The organism is Streptomyces sp. NPDC050610 (genome assembly GCF_040654875.1).
Taxonomy (GTDB): Bacteria; Actinomycetota; Actinomycetes; order Streptomycetales; family Streptomycetaceae; genus Streptomyces.
Map to the genome: position 1 here is coordinate 23,803 of NZ_JBFAIV010000020.1, position 16,002 is coordinate 39,804.

General features: G+C 71.8%; 15 protein-coding genes. 10 read left to right on the forward strand and 5 right to left on the reverse strand.

The features are described 5' to 3' along the window. Positions 1-37: 37 nt before the first annotated feature. The 3 genes from AB0I22_RS23820 to AB0I22_RS23830 form a co-directional block, all read right to left on the reverse strand. Positions 38-421 (reverse strand): VOC family protein, encoded by a 384-nt coding sequence (locus AB0I22_RS23820; RefSeq protein WP_363132896.1) that lies wholly within the window; start codon positions 419-421, stop codon positions 38-40. A 35-nt stretch (positions 422-456) separates the two neighbouring features. Next, positions 457-1,233: an SDR family oxidoreductase gene (locus AB0I22_RS23825; protein WP_363132897.1), complete on the reverse strand. Its 777-nt coding sequence runs from the start codon at positions 1,231-1,233 to the stop codon at positions 457-459. Positions 1,234-1,435: 202 nt separating this feature from the next. Next, on the reverse strand, positions 1,436-1,771 hold the full coding sequence (locus AB0I22_RS23830) for a YnfA family protein (protein ID WP_363132898.1): 336 nt from the start codon (positions 1,769-1,771) through the stop codon (positions 1,436-1,438). A 153-nt stretch (positions 1,772-1,924) separates the two neighbouring features. Between AB0I22_RS23830 and AB0I22_RS23835 the strand changes: the two genes are divergently transcribed. Both AB0I22_RS23835 and AB0I22_RS23840 read left to right on the forward strand, forming a co-directional pair. Then, on the forward strand, positions 1,925-4,444 hold the full coding sequence (locus AB0I22_RS23835) for an ATP-binding protein (protein ID WP_363132899.1): 2,520 nt from the start codon (positions 1,925-1,927) through the stop codon (positions 4,442-4,444). 96 nt (positions 4,445-4,540) lie between these two features. Next, positions 4,541-4,972, forward strand: a complete 432-nt coding sequence (locus AB0I22_RS23840; RefSeq protein WP_363132900.1) for a hypothetical protein — start codon at positions 4,541-4,543, stop codon at positions 4,970-4,972. A gap of 298 nt (positions 4,973-5,270) precedes the next feature. Here AB0I22_RS23840 and AB0I22_RS23845 read toward each other — a convergent pair whose 3' ends face one another. Beyond that, positions 5,271-5,822, reverse strand: coding sequence for a hypothetical protein (locus AB0I22_RS23845; RefSeq protein ID WP_078644343.1), 552 nt, complete (start codon positions 5,820-5,822; stop codon positions 5,271-5,273). Positions 5,823-5,940: 118 nt separating this feature from the next. Between AB0I22_RS23845 and hemL the strand changes: the two genes are divergently transcribed. The 8 genes from hemL (at position 5,941) to AB0I22_RS23885 (ending at position 14,389) form a co-directional block, all read left to right on the forward strand. Continuing rightward, positions 5,941-7,257 (forward strand): glutamate-1-semialdehyde 2,1-aminomutase, encoded by a 1,317-nt coding sequence (gene hemL, locus AB0I22_RS23850; RefSeq protein WP_363132901.1) that lies wholly within the window; start codon positions 5,941-5,943, stop codon positions 7,255-7,257. Between the two features lie 107 nt (positions 7,258-7,364). After that, positions 7,365-8,012, forward strand: a complete 648-nt coding sequence (locus AB0I22_RS23855; protein ID WP_363133012.1) for a histidine phosphatase family protein — start codon at positions 7,365-7,367, stop codon at positions 8,010-8,012. 145 nt (positions 8,013-8,157) lie between these two features. After that, positions 8,158-9,375: a hypothetical protein gene (locus AB0I22_RS23860; RefSeq protein ID WP_363132902.1), complete on the forward strand. Its 1,218-nt coding sequence runs from the start codon at positions 8,158-8,160 to the stop codon at positions 9,373-9,375. A 58-nt stretch (positions 9,376-9,433) separates the two neighbouring features. Further along, positions 9,434-10,057, forward strand: coding sequence for a TlpA disulfide reductase family protein (locus tag AB0I22_RS23865; RefSeq protein ID WP_363132903.1), 624 nt, complete (start codon positions 9,434-9,436; stop codon positions 10,055-10,057). Between the two features lies 1 nt (position 10,058). Continuing rightward, positions 10,059-10,796 carry a cytochrome c biogenesis protein CcdA gene (locus AB0I22_RS23870; protein ID WP_363132904.1) on the forward strand — a complete coding sequence of 246 codons (738 nt, stop codon included), beginning with the start codon at positions 10,059-10,061 and terminating at the stop codon, positions 10,794-10,796. 4 nt (positions 10,797-10,800) lie between these two features. Next, positions 10,801-12,540: a cytochrome c biogenesis protein ResB gene (locus AB0I22_RS23875; RefSeq protein ID WP_363132905.1), complete on the forward strand. Its 1,740-nt coding sequence runs from the start codon at positions 10,801-10,803 to the stop codon at positions 12,538-12,540. After that, the gene (gene ccsB / locus AB0I22_RS23880; RefSeq protein WP_363132906.1) at positions 12,537-13,691 is read left to right on the forward strand and encodes a c-type cytochrome biogenesis protein CcsB; all 1,155 of its coding nucleotides are present in this window, start codon (positions 12,537-12,539) and stop codon (positions 13,689-13,691) included. Before AB0I22_RS23875 ends, ccsB begins: the two co-directional genes overlap by 4 nt. A 140-nt stretch (positions 13,692-13,831) precedes the next feature. Beyond that, positions 13,832-14,389: a Uma2 family endonuclease gene (locus tag AB0I22_RS23885; RefSeq protein WP_363132907.1), complete on the forward strand. Its 558-nt coding sequence runs from the start codon at positions 13,832-13,834 to the stop codon at positions 14,387-14,389. 42 nt (positions 14,390-14,431) lie between these two features. Here AB0I22_RS23885 and AB0I22_RS23890 read toward each other — a convergent pair whose 3' ends face one another. Beyond that, positions 14,432-15,859, reverse strand: coding sequence for an alkaline phosphatase family protein (locus AB0I22_RS23890; protein ID WP_363132908.1), 1,428 nt, complete (start codon positions 15,857-15,859; stop codon positions 14,432-14,434). Positions 15,860-16,002: the final 143 nt, after the last annotated feature.

Genomic DNA, 16,002 nt, shown 5'->3' on the forward strand with positions numbered 1-16,002 from the left:
GCTCCCGCCGGGTGAGCGGGAGCCGGCCGGCGCCGGACTACGCGGCGTCCTGCGGGTACCAGCGGAGTTCGATTCTGTTGCCGTCCGGGTCGAGTACGTAGACGGAGTGGGCGTCGCCGCGGGCGCCGAAGCGTTGGACGGGGCCTTCGACGACGGTGAAGGCGCCGGAGTCCAGGACCTCTTGCCAGTCGAGGGGGTCGACCACGAGGCAGAAGTGGTCGACGTTGGCCTCGCCGCGGGGGGCCTGGACCAGGTCGAGGATGGCGGTCGGGCTGACGCGGACCGAGGGGAACGGCGCCTTGCCCGCGCGCCATTCGTCGGCGCGGACCGGTTCCAGGCCGAGCGGGCCGCAGTAGAAGGCCAGGGAGCGTTCGGGGTCGGTGACGTTGAGGACCAGGTGGTCGATGGCGGTGACGCGCATGGGGCTTCCTCTCGGTACGGAGTGGGCGTGCGTGGTCAGTTCTCGCGGTGCACCTTGTAGTTGGACGCCTGGGCGCGGGGGCGCAGGACCAGGAGGTCGACGTTGACGTGGGCGGGGCGGGTGACCGTCCAGGCGATGGTGTCGGCGACGTCGTCGGCGGTCAGCGGTTCGGCGACGCCCGCGTAGACCTTGGCGGCCTTCTCCTGGTCGCCGCGGAAGCGGGTGAGGGCGAACTCGTCGGTCTTGACCATGCCCGGCGCGATCTCTATGACGCGTACGGGCTGCCCGCACAGTTCCAGGCGGAGCGTCTCCGCGATGGCGTGCGCGCCGTGCTTGGCGGCTACGTAGCCGCCGCCGCCCTCGTATGTGCCGAGGCCCGCGGTGGAGGAGAGGATCAGGACCGTGCCGTCGCCGGAGGCGACCAGGGCGGGCAGCAGGGCCTGGGTGGTGTTGAGCACGCCGAGGACGTTGACCTCGTACATGGCACGCCAGTCGGCGGGGTCGGCGGAGGCGACGGGGTCGGTGCCGAGGGCGCCGCCCGCGTTGTTGACCAGCACGTCGCAGCGGTCGAGGCCGGCCGCGAAGGCGTCGACGGCGGCGCGGTCCGTGACGTCGAGCGTGTGTGCTTCGGCCCGGTGGCCCGCCTCGGTCAGTTCGGCGGCGAGTGCCTCTATGCGGTCCTTGCGGCGGGCGGTGAGGACGACGCGGTAGCCCTCGGCGGCGAGCCGGCGGGCGGTGGCGGCGCCGATGCCGCTGCTGGCCCCGGTGATGACTGCGGTACGGGCGGTGGCGGTGGCGGCGTCGGCGGGCATGGGGCTCTCCTCTGGTGCGGGGTGCGGGGTGCGGGGTGCGGGGTGCGGGGTGCGGGGTGCGGGGCGCGGGACGGAGTACGGGGCGCGGGGACGGAGTGCGGGGGCGCGGCCGCCGCCGCGGAGCGCGCGGGTGCGCCGGCGCGTGGGGCCGCGGTGACGAATCTTTACGTTTCCGCGCAGGATATGCCCCGGTCGCCGCCGCTCACCGGCCCCTCGGCGCGTACATGATCACGGCGACCCCGGCGAGGCAGATGAGCGCGCCGAGCACGTCGAAGCGGTCCGGGCGGTAGCCGTCCGCGACCATGCCCCAGGCCAGCGAACCGGCGACGAACACCCCGCCGTACGCGGCGAGGATGCGGCCGAAGTCCGCGTCCGGCTGGAGGGTGGCGACGAACCCGTACGCGCCGAGGGCCACGATCCCGCCGCCGATCCACGCCCACCCGCGCTGCTCGCGCACGCCCTGCCAGACGAGCCACGCGCCCCCGATCTCCAGGAGGGCGGCGAGGAGGAAGAGGGCGATGGAGCGCGCGGGGAGCATGGGGCCACCGTACGGTGGCCGAATCGCGGTCGGGAATGTCACCTTCCGTCGAGAACAGCTCAATTGAGAACAACATGCGAGATTGCAAGTTGATCATATGAATTGGCTGCTATAAATCCATCCTTGGGTTTGCGCGCACGGGGGAGGCAGCCCATGGCCGGTTCGGACGGAGTCCGCATCCACGGCGACGTTCCTGGACAGGTCGTCGTCGGTGACCGCAACGTGGTGATCAACGCCGAGCTGGGCTCGTCCGTCACCTACCGGGCCCAAGGGCCGCCCCCGGTCCAGCGGCGCGCCCACCCGCTCGGCTGGGCCCTGCCCGCCCGCGCCCCCGCGCTGCTGGCCCGTACGAGCGAACTCGCCGCGCTGGAGCGGTGGCTGGCCGCCGGCGCTCCGGTGCAGGTGTACGGACCGCCGGGGCTCGGCAAGACCGCGCTGCTGCGCGCCTTCGCCGCCGGCCGGATCGCGCGCGGCGGCGCCGTCGTCTACCTTCCCGCCGCCGGACTGCCCGCCGAGGACGTCCTCCAGGAGATCTTCCACGCCTGCTTCGAGGTGGCGGACTACAAGCCCGAACCGGCCGAGATGCGGCGGCTGATGGGCTCGGTGCGCGGGCCGCTGCTCGTCGTCGACGACTTCGGCGGAACGGCCGAGGAGCTGGCCGGCCTCGTGTACGCCACGCCGGGCTGCGAGCTGCTGCTGTCCTCCGTGGAGCGCGGGTTGGGCGCCCGCCCGGGGGGCTCCGCCGCCGACGGGCCCGGCGGCCGGCCGATGCGGCTCGAAGGGCTGCCCGAGTACGCCGCGCTCGACCTGCTCGTACGGGAACTGGGCCGCCCGCTGCGCGGCCGCGAGACGACCGCGGCGCGCCGCCTCGCCGCCACCGTGAACGGGCACCCGCTCACCCTGGTGCAGGCCGCCGCCGCCATGAGCGCGTCCGCCGCCAGCGCCGCCGTCACGGGCCCCGTTGGCTACGGCGCGTACGAGGCGTTCGAGACGCTCACGGCGGACGAGTCGGTGTTCGCGGTGGGCGTCGCCGGCCGGCTGAGCGAACGGGCGGCGCGGCTGCTGCGGCTGCTGTGCGCCTTCGATCCGCTGCCGGTCTCCTCGGGGCTGCTGACCGTGTTCACCGGGGGCGCGGATCGCGCCGCCCTGACCGAACTGCGCGCCCTGCGGCTCGCCGAGGCCGATGGCGCCGGGTACCGGGCCGGCGGCCGGTTCGCCGCGCTGGTCGCGGAACGGGTGGGTCCGCCGCGCCAGGCCGCCGAGTTCGCCGCGCCGCTGATCGCCTGGGTACGTACCCGGGCCACCCGGCAGCAGGCGGCGGCCGAGGCCGTCGCCATCGGGCGCGTCCTGTCCTCCGCGAGCTGGGCGGGCAACCACGCGGCGGTGCGGGACCTGGCACGGGCCGCGGCCCCCGCGCTGGCCAGGTCGCTGCGCTGGGGCGCGTGGCGGCAGGCCCTCGAACTCGGCGAGCGCGCGGCCCTCGAACTGGGCGCGGCCTACGACGCCGCGTACTTCGCCCACGAGCGGGACGTGCGCCGCCGCGTACTGGCCGCGGGGTTCGGGGCGCTGGCCGGCGGTGGCGGCGGCGGGGGGTACGCGCTGGTGGCCCAGCACAGCGCGCCCGCCGGTCCCGCGCACGCGGCCGGTCCCGCGCCCGCCGCCGGCCCCGCGCCCGGCGGCTCTCCACCGCAGCTGAAGGAGCACGCGCCGGGGCGCGGCCGGAGGCCCAAGGGCCGTAAGGGCCTGCGCGAGGCCGTCACCCATCCGGCGACGGTCGGCGCCGCGGTCGCCGCCGTGGTGGCGGGCGGCGTTCTCGCGGCGGCGGTCACCGCCGACGGCGACCGGCCGGCCGTACCGGCCCCGCTGGTCTCCAGCGCGACGGCCGCCGGACTGTCGCCGCCGGCGAGCGCCGCGGGCGGGGCCGGTGGGAACAGCGGCGGGAGCGGGGGCAGTGGGGGCGGCGGGGCTACGGGCGTGCCGCCCACCGGAGCGTCGGACGGCCCGTCGAGCGGGGCGAGTTCGGCGGGACCGGCGCAGGCCGGCCGGGGCGCGGGCAGCGGCAGCCCGTCGTCCGGCACGTGCGAACCGGTCGCGCTGCCCGGCCAGGACTTCGGGCAGGTGGCGGTCGGGAAGTCGGTGACCAGAACGGTCCGCTTCGGCCAGTGGCTGCCGTGCGACGACGAGGACTCGCTGAGCGTCGCCGACGAGCAGGGGGTGAACGCCGGGGGGCCGAGCGCGTGGCGGTCCGCCCTGACGGCCTGCCCGCCGCCGGCCGGCTCCCGGCTCTGCCTCTTCGACGTGACCTTCCGGCCGACGCGGGCGGGCGCGTACCGGGCGACCGTCACCATGCTCGACGACTGGGGGCAGGCGGACGTGTCGCTGGCGGTGACGGGGGTCGCGGTGAGGGACGGGCCGACGGGTCCGACCGGGCCCACCGCGCCGACGGAGCCGCCCGGACCTTCGGGCCCGTCCGCGCCGCCGGAGGCCACGAAGACCTCGGCGACGGCCAGGCAGCCCACGTCCGCGGAAGCGCCCGAGCCGAGCGGGACCACCCGCACCCCCGACCCGGAGGACCCTCCCCGGGAGCGCGCCCCCGAGGAGCCGCCTCCCGAGAAGCCTTCCGAGGCCCCTTCGGCCTCGCCGGTGCCCGAGCCGTCGCCCGATGAGAGATGAGCCCCTGCACGAGCCGTCCCGGCCTCAGCAGCAATCCCCAAGAAGCAGCAAGTCGCGAGAAGCAGCAAGTAGCAAGCAGGAGAAGGAGCCCCGCCCATGCCCGAGACGACCGAGAGCCACGGCGACCGCTACGAAGTGCACACCCAGGAGGTGTCCGGCCAGGTCGTCGTCGGCCGCGGCAACACCGTCTCCCGCGTCGAGGCCGCACCGGGCGGCCCGGCGACCGCGGTCACCGAGGAGGAACTGGCGGAGCTGCGCGCCGAGTTCGCGCGCGTACGGGCCCTCGTGCCGGCGGACGAGCCGGAGGCGGAACGGGCCGTCGGCCTCCTGGACGAGCTGGAGGAGGCCGTCACCGCGCCCGAGGCGGACCTGTCCACCATGGCGTACGTCCGCCAGTGGTTCGCCCGTCGGCTGCCGGTGCTGGCGGGCGCGGTCGCGAGCCTGGTGATCCACCCGGTCGTGGGCCGGCTGGTGGAGGCGGCGGGCGGGCGGCTGGTCGAGGAGTTCGACCAGCGGTTCGGCGAGTGACGCGAGCGCGCGCCCGCGTCCGACCCACGTCCGCGTCCGACCCACGTCCCCGCCCGGCTCACGCCCGGCTCACGCCCGTACGAACGGCCGGGCGCCCAGTCCCGTAAGAGGGTCGGCTGGGCACTCGTGACCCGTACGCACCCGCGCCCGGCTCACGCCCGTACGGACCGGCCGAGCGCTCACGCCCGTACGAGCCGACCCGGCGCCCAGGCGCGGACCACCGTCACCAACCCAAGGACCCACCGACACACCGGCCCACCGACCCACTACGCCAAGCTGCCCGAAGCCCGCCGTCGGCTCAGGGCCACACCAAGCAGTAAGGCTGGTGTCCCGCCTCGTGCAGCCGGTGGGAGAAGTCCTGCCATTCGTGGAGGAGCTGGTAGACGCGGAAGGCGTCGCCCGGGCCGCCGCGGTCGGGGACCGTGGACCATATGAAGGCCGCGGCGCCGACCGATTCCTCGCCGATGCCGCGCAGCGGGTCGACGACGGTCGTGGGGAGTTTCACCACGGCGTAGTCGGGGTGGAGGACGACGAGCTCCAGCGGGGGGACCCGGTGCAGGGGTATGCCCTCTATGCCGGTGAGGACCATGGCGGCCATGGTCTCCGGTTTGATCTTGGAGAACATGCCGCCCATACCCAGCTCGTCCCCGCCGAGCTCTTCCGGGCGCATGGAGATCGGTACGCGTGCGGCGGTCGCTCCGTTGGGTGCCCCGAAGTACTTGTAGGTCACCCCCACCCGGCCACCACTCCTGCTTCCCGCGCTTTCCGCCTCGCGCCGGTGGCGTCCGCGCTGGGCTCGCTCGGGGCCCAGGTCATCGGTCCCCTCACCCAGTCCGCCACCGCGATGCATAATCTCCACCCGACCACTCGCGAACTCCGTCGCGCAACCCGATCATCGTCTCAGAGACCTCCCCCGCGACCGGCGCCTGAAACGCCCTCGCCGCGAGTCCCGGTGCGGCTCTGAGACCATGGCTGGTGTGACTTACTCGTACTCTGCCCCAGTCTCGCAGACGCTCTTCGACCGCGCGGCCGTCGCGACGCCCGGCGGCGTGAACTCCCCGGTGCGCGCGTTCCGTGCCGTGGGCGGTACGCCCCGGTTCATGGTGTCCGGCGCCGGTCCGTACCTCACCGACGCCGACGGCCGGGAGTATGTGGACCTGGTGTGCTCGTGGGGCCCGATGATCCTGGGCCACGCGCACCCCGAGGTGACGGCCGCGGTGCAGGAGGCCGTCGCGCGCGGCACCTCCTTCGGCGCCCCCGGCGAGGGCGAGGTCGTGCTCGCCGAGGAGATCGTGTCCCGCGTCGCCCCCGTCGAGCAGGTGCGGCTGGTCTCCTCCGGCACCGAGGCGACGATGTCGGCGATCCGGCTGGCGCGCGGCTTCACCGGCCGCCCGAAGGTGATCAAGTTCGCGGGCTGCTACCACGGCCACGTGGACGCGCTGCTGGCCGCGGCCGGGTCCGGGCTCGCGACGTTCGCGCTGCCGGACACGCCCGGCGTCACCGGCGCGCAGGCCGGGGACACCATCGTCCTCCCCTACAACGACCTCGACGCCGTGCGGGCCGCCTTCGCCGCCCACCCGGGCGAGATCGCGTGCGTGATCACGGAGGCGGCGGCGGGCAACATGGGCGTGGTGCCGCCGCTGCCGGGCTTCAACCAGGGCCTGGCCGACCTGTGCTCCGACAACGGCGCGCTGTTCATCTCCGACGAGGTCATGACCGGCTTCCGGGTGAGCAAGGCGGGCTGGTACGGGCTGGACGGGGTGCGGCCCGACCTGATGACCTTCGGCAAGGTCATGGGCGGCGGCTTCCCGGCCGCGGCCTTCGGCGGGCGCGCCGACGTCATGGCGCACCTCGCGCCGATCGGCCCGGTCTACCAGGCGGGCACCCTCTCCGGTAACCCGGTGGCGACCGCCGCGGGCATCGCGCAGCTGCGGCTGCTGGACGACGCCGCGTACGGGCGGGTGGACGCGGTCTCCGCCGAGGTGCGGGCGCTGGTGTCGGGGGCGCTGGACAAGGCGGGCGTCGCGCACCGGGTGTCGGCCGCGGGCAGCATGTTCTCGGTGTTCTTCACCGACCAGGAGGTGCGGGACTACGAGACGGCGAAGGCCCAGGAGTCGTTCCGCTTCACCGCCTTCTTCCACTCGATGCTCGCGCAGGGCGTCTATCTCCCGCCGTCCTCCTTCGAGTCGTGGTTCCTCTCGACGGCGCACGACGGCGCGGCGGTCGAGCGGATCGCCGCCGCACTGCCGGGGGCGGCGCGGGCCGCCGCCGAGGCGACGGAATGATGTCCGGCATGACGAATGGAGCAGCGAACAACGGCGCGTCCGGCAGCGCGGGCGCGGGCGGCGGTACGGGCGGGGACGGCCGGGACGCGCTGACCGTGGTGCATGTGATGCGCCACGGCGAGGTGCACAACCCCGAGGGCGTCCTGTACGGGCGCAAGCCCGGCTACCACCTCTCGGAACTCGGCCGGCAGATGGCGGACCGGGTCGCCGACCACCTCTCCGGGCGCGACATCACCCATGTGGTGGCCTCGCCGCTGGAACGGGCGCAGGAGACGGCGACGCCGCTGGCCAAGGCGCTGAGCCTGGACCTGGCGACGGACGAGCGGCTGATCGAGGCGGGGAACGTCTTCGAGGGCAAGACGTTCGGGGTGGGCGACGGTGCGCTGAAGAACCCGTCCAACTGGAAGTACCTGACCAACCCGTTCCGCCCGTCGTGGGGCGAGCCGTATGTCGAGCAGGTCGTGCGGATGATGGGCGCGATCGGCGCGGCGCGGGACGCGGCGCGCGGCCATGAGGCGGTGTGCGTCAGCCACCAGCTGCCGATCTGGATCGTGCGGAGCTTCGCCGAGCGGCGCCGGCTCTGGCACGACCCGCGCAAACGGCAGTGCACGCTGGCGAGCCTGACGTCGTTCACTTTCCGCGGAAATCGCATCGTGTCGGTCGGATACAGCGAACCGGCCCGCGATTTGGTGCCTGCCCATCTGCTGGCCGGCGCCAAGCCCGTGAAGGGCGGCTCCAAAGGCTTCGGAGCGTAAAGAGCGTAATTCGTAGCGTAAGCGCGGGCCAATTTCTGGCAATAATTTCACGTCCGCCGAGCGCAACCATCCGCGCTCGCCGTGCAGTCTTACCGATCGTCCATTTATATGGACGGTGAGCACGGCGAGCACGGATGGGGAAGAAATGCGCGACATCAGCCGACGCGGGCTGCTCGGAATGGGAGTGGGAGCTGCAGCCGCATTGGGCGTGGCCGGATGTTCCTCGGATTCGGGATCGGACCGGGGCACGGCCGCCACCAAGGACCCGCGGGCGAAGGCCAGCGAACGGGCGAAGGCGAAACCGATAGGCGACGGCTCGACGGCCGATGCCGGACCGCAGCCGCATCAGCCGCCGAAGCCGGAGCGGCTGGCGCCCGGGCAGAAGCCGCCGCAGTTCGTGGTGTTCTCCTGGGACGGCGCCGGCGAGGTCGGCAACGGGCTCTTCCCCCGCTTCCGCAAGCTGGCCAAGGAGCACAACGCGGCCATGACCTTCTTCCTCTCCGGGCTGTACTGCCTGCCGGAGGCGAAGAAGAACATGTACCGGCCGCCGAACAACAAGGTCGGCGCCTCGGACATCGGCTATCTCACCGACGACCACATCAAGGCGACGCTGCAGAACGTGCGCGCCGCCTGGCTCGAAGGCCATGAGATAGGCACGCACTTCAACGGGCACTTCTGCGCGGGCTCCGGTTCCGTGGCCAAGTGGACGCCCGCGCAATGGCAGTCGGAAATCGACCAGGCGATGTCGTTCGTCACCAAGTGGCGTACGAACACCGGCTTTTCGGACCTCGAACCGCTGCCATTCGACTACTCGAAGGAACTCGTCGGCGGCCGTACGCCGTGCCTGCTCGGCCAGGACAATCTGCTGCCGACCGCCGCGAAACTCGGCTGGCGCTATGACGCGAGTTCGTCGGGCGGACTCCAGATATGGCCGGCGAAGAAGCACGGCGTATGGGATCTGCCGCTCCAGGCGATACCGTTCCCCGGCCACCGCTTCGAAGTCCTGTCCATGGACTACAACATGCTCTTCAACCAGTCGAAGAACTCGACGAAGGCGCCCTCGGCCAACTACCCGGCCTGGCGTCAGCAGGCCACCCGGTCCTACATAGCCGGTTTCCAGCGCGCGTACGAGACCAACCGCGCGCCCTTCTTCATCGGCAACCACTTCGAGCAGTGGAACGGCGGCATCTACATGGACGCCGTCGAGGAAGCGCTCAAGCACATCGCCGACGAGAAGCACAAGGACGTCCGGCTCGTCTCCTTCAAGCAGCTCGTCGACTGGATGGACGCGCAGGACCCGAAGGTGCTCGCGGACCTCCGAGGGCTGGGTGTGGGCCAGAAGTGGACCCCGTCGCGGGGCTGAGAATCGCCGTCGAGGGGGGCGCGGAAGATCGCAGGGGGGCCCATGCGAAACTTTTCACATGAGTGCCCGCCGCGCCCCTCGACGCCCCACACGCCACCGTCGTGCCGCAGTGCTGGCCGTCGGCGCCGCAACAGCCGCTTTGGTGCTGAGCGCCTGCGGAACCGAGAACGCGGCCAAGGGCGGCGGTGACACCAAGTTCGTGCAGGGCACGGGCGGCATCAGCGTCGTCAAGAACAAGAGCGACCGGCAGAGCGCGCCGGACCTCGTCGGCAAGTCCCTTGAGGGCAAGCGGCTCGACCTTCTGAAGGACTTCAAGGGCAAGATCATCGCATTCAACGTGTGGGGCTCGTGGTGCACGCCCTGCCGCGCCGAGGCGCCCAACCTCACCAAGGTCGCCAACGAGTACAAGGACAAGGGCGTCGAGTTCGTCGGCCTCAACACCCGGGACACGGACACCGCGCCGGCGCTCAGCTTCGAGAAGCGGTACGAGGTCCCGTACCCCAGCTACCACGACCCGGCCGGCAAGCTGCTGCTGCGCTTCCCCAAGGGCAGCCTCAACCCGCAGTTCATCCCCTCCACGATCTTCATCGACCGGGACGGGAACATCGCCGCCCGCGCGCCCAAGGCGCTGAGCGTGGCCGAGCTGCGCGAGACGCTCGACCCGCTCGTCGCGGAGAAGTGACATGAACCAGACCGTCCTGAGCGGAGCACTGCTGCTCGCGCTGCCCATCGCGGTGCTCGGCGGTCTCGTCTCCTTCTTCTCCCCGTGCGTGCTGCCGCTGGTCCCCGGCTACCTCTCGTACGTCACCGGGGTCAGCGGCACCGACCTCGGCAACGCCAAGCGCGGCCGCATGGTCGTCGGCGCCTCGCTCTTCGTCCTCGGCTTCACCGCCGTCTTCGTCTCCGGCGGCGCCCTGTTCGGCAACTTCGGCTGGCAGCTCCAGGCGCACAAGGAACTCATCTCCAAGGTCCTCGGGGCCTTCACCATCGTGCTCGGCCTCGCCTTCATGGGGTTCATGAGCCTCTTCGGGCAGCGGGAGTTCCGCTTCCACAAGAAGCCCGCGATGGGGCTGGCCGGGGCGCCGCTGCTGGGCGTCCTGTTCGGGGTCGGCTGGACGCCGTGCATCGGCCCCACCCTCGCCGCCGTCAACGTACTCGCCCTCGACCAGGCGAGCGCCTGGCGCGGCGCGATCCTCATGATCGCCTACTGCGTGGGGCTCGGCGTCCCCTTCATCCTCGCCGCGGTCGCCTTCCGGCGGGCGCTCGGCGCGTTCGGCTGGGTCAAGCGCCACTACAAGTGGGTCATGCGGATCGGCGGCCTGATGCTCGTCGCGGTCGGCGTGCTGCTCGTCACCGGGGCGTGGGACCGCATCGTCACCGATATGCAGTCGTGGACCCAATCCTTCGTTCCCGAGGTCTGATCTGATGGCCAAGACACCCACCCCCGCCGACGAGGAGCAGGGCCTCGGCGAGGCCGGCGCCCAGCTGTCCACGGCGCCGGTCGAGGCCCCCGAGTCCGGACCGTCGGGCAAGCTGCCGTCGATGGGCGTCATCGGGTGGGCCCGCTGGTTCTGGCGCCAGCTCACCTCGATGCGGGTCGCGCTGATCCTGCTGTTCCTGCTCTCGCTGGCCGCGATCCCCGGCTCGCTCGTGCCGCAGACCAGCGTCGACTCGGTCAAGGTCGAGGACTGGCAGAAGGCGCACCCCACCGTCACGCCGATCTACGAGAAGCTCCAGCTCTTCCACGTCTACAGCTCGGTGTGGTTCTCGGCGATCTACATCCTGCTGTTCATCTCGCTCATCGGCTGCATCGTGCCGCGCACCTGGCAGTTCGTCGGCCAGCTCCGCGGCCGCCCGCCGGGCGCGCCGCGCCGGCTGACCCGGCTGCCCGCGTACACGACGTGGCGGACCGAAACCGAGCCGGAGGAAGTGCTGGCCGCGGCGCGCAAGGTGCTGCGGGGCAAGCGGTTCCGCACGGAGAACGCCGCCGATTCCGTGGCCGCCGAGAAGGGCTACCTGCGCGAGGCGGGCAACCTCCTCTTCCACATCTCGCTGATCGTGATGCTGGTGGCCTTCGCGACCGGCCAGCTCTTCAAGGCCGAGGGCTCCAAGCTGATCGTCGAGGGCGACGGCTTCTCCAACACCATGTCGCAGTACGACGACTTCAAGCCCGGCACGCTCTTCGACAAGGACAACCTCCAGCCGTTCAGCTTCGACCTGAACGGCTTCGACTCCAGCTACGAGCGCACCGGCCCGGAGAAGGGCACCCCCCGCGTCTTCCGGGCCCACGTCACGTACTACGACGGCGTGGACGGCAAGCCGCGCGAGACCGCGATAGAGGTGAACAAGCCGCTGGAGACGGGCGGCTCCAAGGTCTACCTCCAGGGCCACGGCTACGCGCCCGTCGTCACCGTCCGGGACGGCCAGGGCAACATCGCGTACAAGGGCGCGGTGGCCTCGCTGCCCGTGGACGGCAAGAACCTCACCGAGTCCACGATCCTCAAGGTGCCGGACTTCCACGACAAGGACGGCAAGACGGACCAGATCGGCTTCCAGGGCAACTTCGTGCCGACGCTGGACCTCAAGACCGGCACGATGATGTCCCAGTTCCCGGCGCTGGACTCGCCGGCGCTGGTGCTGACCGCCTACCACGGCAGCCTGGGCATGGACGCGGGTCTGCCGCAGAGCGTCTACAAGCTCGACACGTCGAAGATGAAGCAGTTCCAGGACAAGGACGGCAAGCCGTTCGCGGACCTGCTGCGCGTCGGCGACACCATGAAGCTCCCGAACGGCGCCGGCACCCTCAAGTTCGACGCCATCAAGACCTGGGCCACCTTCCAGGTCTCCCACCAGCCGGGCAACGGCACCGCGCTGGCCGGGGCGGTCGGCGCGCTGCTCGGTCTCGCCGGCTCCCTGTTCATCCAGCGCCGCCGCGTCTGGGTACGGGCGGTCGAGGGCGAGGACGGGCGTACGGTCGTGGAGCTCGGCGGCCTCGGCCGCAGCGAGTCCGCGAAACTGCCCGAGGAGCTCGGCGACCTCGCGCTCGCGCTCCAGCCCCACGCCATGCCCGTACCGGAGGACCCGGAACAGGGCGCCGATCCGGACTCCGCAGATCCCGTCGATCCCGCAGACCCCGCTGATCCCTCCGAAGGAGCGCGCGCGTGAACATCGCTGCCGCAGCCAACGAGAACCTGGCCCATACCAGCAATGTGCTGATCTATTCGGCGATGGCCGTCTACACCCTCGCCTTCCTCGCGCACATCGCGGAGTGGGTGTTCGGCAGCCGCAGCGCGGTCGGCCGCACCGCCGCCGCGCTGACCGCCGAGGCGGCGCCGAAGAGCGTGACCGTGCAGGTCGCCCAGAAGGGCGGCACGGGCACGGCGGTGCTGGAACGCCCGAAGGTGGTCACCCGCGCGGCGGCGGGCGCCCGCGACGTGCCGGACGGGCCGGGCGCGGCGGGCGGCAGCGAGAAGGGGGACATGTACGGCCGTATCGCCATCTCCCTGACGGTGCTGGCCTTCCTGATCCACGTCGGCGGGGTGCTCACCCGGGCGCTGTCCGTGGAGCGCGCCCCCTGGGGCAACATGTACGAGTTCTCCACCACCTTCGGGATGGTGGCGGTGGCGGTCTACCTCGGTCTGCTGCTGGCCAAGAAGAACATCCGCTGGCTCGGCCTGCCGCTGGTCACCACGATCCTCCTCGACCTCGGCCTCGCCGTCTCCGTGCTGTACACCTCCAGCGACCAGCTCGTGCCCGCGCTGCACTCGTACTGGCTGTGGATCCACGTCTCCTGCGCGATCATCTCCGGCGCGTCGCTGTACGTCGGCGCGGTCTCCTCCCTCTTCTACCGCTTCCGCGACGGGCTGGAGGTCCGCCAGGCGGCCGGCCGGGCCGGCGGCGACATCCTGGCGAAGAAGCTGCGGAACACCCCGGCGGGCAGCCGCTGGACGCGGTTCGGGGTCCGGGTGCAGATGGGCTGGGACGGCGCCCTGGAACGGCTGCCGGCCTCCGCGACCCTCGACAAGTTCGCCTACCGCGTCAACGCCACGGTCTTCCCGCTGTGGACCTTCACGATCATCGCGGGCTCCATCTGGGCCGAGGCCGCCTGGGGCCGCTACTGGGGCTGGGACCCCAAGGAGACCTGGTCCTTCATCACCTGGGTCGCCTACGCCGCCTACCTCCACGCCCGCGCCACCGCCGGCTGGAAGGGCCGCAAGGCCGCCTACCTCGGCCTCATCGCCTTCGCCTGCTACCTCTTCAACTACTACGGCGTGAACATCTTCATCACCGGCAAGCACTCGTACGCGGGCGTCTGACCACCGGCCGCCACGGCCCGCGCCGCTCCCTGAGGGAGCGGCGCGGGCCGTTGTGCTGGGGGCGCGCCGTTCCCCCGCCCGGGGGACTGCGGCAGGACAGCCGCGCCGGTACGTTCCAGGCAGCCGACCAGGAGGTGCGGATGACCGCCGCGGAGAACACGGCCGTACTGGACGAGATGTTCGCGGCGATCGATGCCATGAATGTCCCTCCGGGCTACCGGGTGGAGATCATCGAGGGGCAGATCGTCCTGAACGAGCATCGCGCGGTGCACTCCACGATCATCCGGCGGATCGTGCGCGCGGTGGCGGACGCCCGTGGGCACGACGCGAACATCCTCTGGGACGTACGCGTCGACTTCCCCGGGGCCCTCAACGGCTACGCGCCGGACGTCGCACTGGTGCGGGACGGCGCGGAAGAGGACGAGAACGGCAGTCACAGCTACCGGGACGTCGAGCTGGTGGCCGAGGTCGTCTCCAGGGGCAGCCGCCGCGACGACTACGACGCGAAGCTCAGGACATACGCCCTGGCCGGGGTGCCCACCTACGTCATCGCCGACCCGAAGACCGCGCACGTGAGCGTCCACCACGCTCCGAAAGACGGCGCGTACGGCGAAGTCGCCACCTACGCTTTCGGCGCCGATGTCGTTCTCTCCGCGGCCGGCATCACTATCGAGACCACGGACTGGCCCCGCGACTGACCCAACCGCCAGTCGCGAGGCCGGTGTGCCCGACCCGGCGGGTCAGCGGCGCTTGCGGTGGCCGCGTTCCTGGTGGGGTGGTTTCTGGCCGGTGGTGGGGAGGGTGGGCTTGGGGAGGTTGGCGACCTCCCACTTGGCCCGTTCCAGCTGGCGCGCCGTGTCGTGCGGCAGGCGCGGCGGGCGGTGGGCGGCGTGGCGGAAGCCGAAGGCGGAGGTGAGGTCGCCGAAGGTGTCGCGGCGCCAGTCGGTGATGTTGGGCTCCTCGACGCCCGTCCAGCGTTCCAGGAACTGGAGCACCGAGGTGTGGTCGAAGGCGTCCCCGGCGGCCCAGCCGCCCACCGTCCACGGCGAGATGATCGTGCACGGCACCCGGTAGCCGCCGCCGATCGGCAGGCCCCGTACGAACTCGTCCTTCGTGCCGGCGGGCGGCGTCGGCGGCGGGACGTGGTCGAAGAGGCCGTCGTTCTCGTCGTAGTTGAGGATGAAGGCGGTCTTGCGCCACACCTCCGGGTTGGCCGCGATGGCCTCGATCTTCCGGGCGACGAAGTCGGCGCCCGCGGCCGGCAGGTAGTCCGGGTGCTCGGACTCGGTGCTGGTGGGGATGATCCAGGACACCGCGGGGAGCCGGTCGTTGCGGGCGTCCTCCTCGAAGGCGTCGGCCGCGAGCTTGCGCATGCCGCGCTCGTACAGCGGGTCGCCCGGCTTGGCGTCCTTGAAGGTCTTGAAGTTCTCCAGCATGTTGCAGCCGTAGTTGTCCTGCTGCTGGTAGACGCGCCAGCTCACGCCCGCCCGCTGGAGCCGCTCGGCGTAGGTGGTCCACCGGTACGGCGTGGGGGCCGTGTTGTTGGTGATCGGGCCGCCCTGGGCGCCGGACGGGTCGATGGTGCCGGTCATCCAGTAGAGCCGGTTGGGCCAGGTCGGGCCGAAGACCGAGCAGAAGTAGTTGTCGCAGATGGTGAAGGTCTCGGCCAGCGCGAACTGGAACGGTATGTCCTGCCGGGTGTGGTAGCCCATCACGTACGGGCCGTTCTTCCCGTCCGCCTTGCGGTGCGCGGGCAGCCAGCGGTCCATCTTGCCGCCGTTCCACGCCTCGTGCTGCACGGCCCAGGCGTGGCTGGTGGAGGGGATCGCCTGGGCGCTGCTCTTATGCGTGTTGAGGCGGAACGGCAGCAGGTACCCCTCGGGGTTCGCCTCGTCCGGCTGGTAGAACACCGAGCGCCCGGTGGGGAGCCGCAGCGCGTCGGGGTCGGCGAAGCCGCGTACGCCCTTGAGGGTGCCGAAGTAGTGGTCGAACGACCGGTTCTCCTGCATCAGCAGCACGACGTGCTCGATGTCGTCCAGCGAGCCGTGCCGCTCCGGTCCGGCGGCCACCGCTTTCTGGACGCTCGGCGGCAGCAGCGACAGCGCCGCGGCGCCGCCGACCGCGCCCGCCGCCGAGCCGAGGAGTCTGCGTCGGGTCATGTCGGGCATGGGTGTCCCTCTCGCTCGAATCGCATACGGGCCCCAATGGGCCGACCCGACTCTCGCGGCGCGTGCGCACCAAGGGCAGGAGTGAATACGTGAACGATGCAACAAATGGCTGTGAAGAGACGAGAGTTGACCGATGTGGTCGT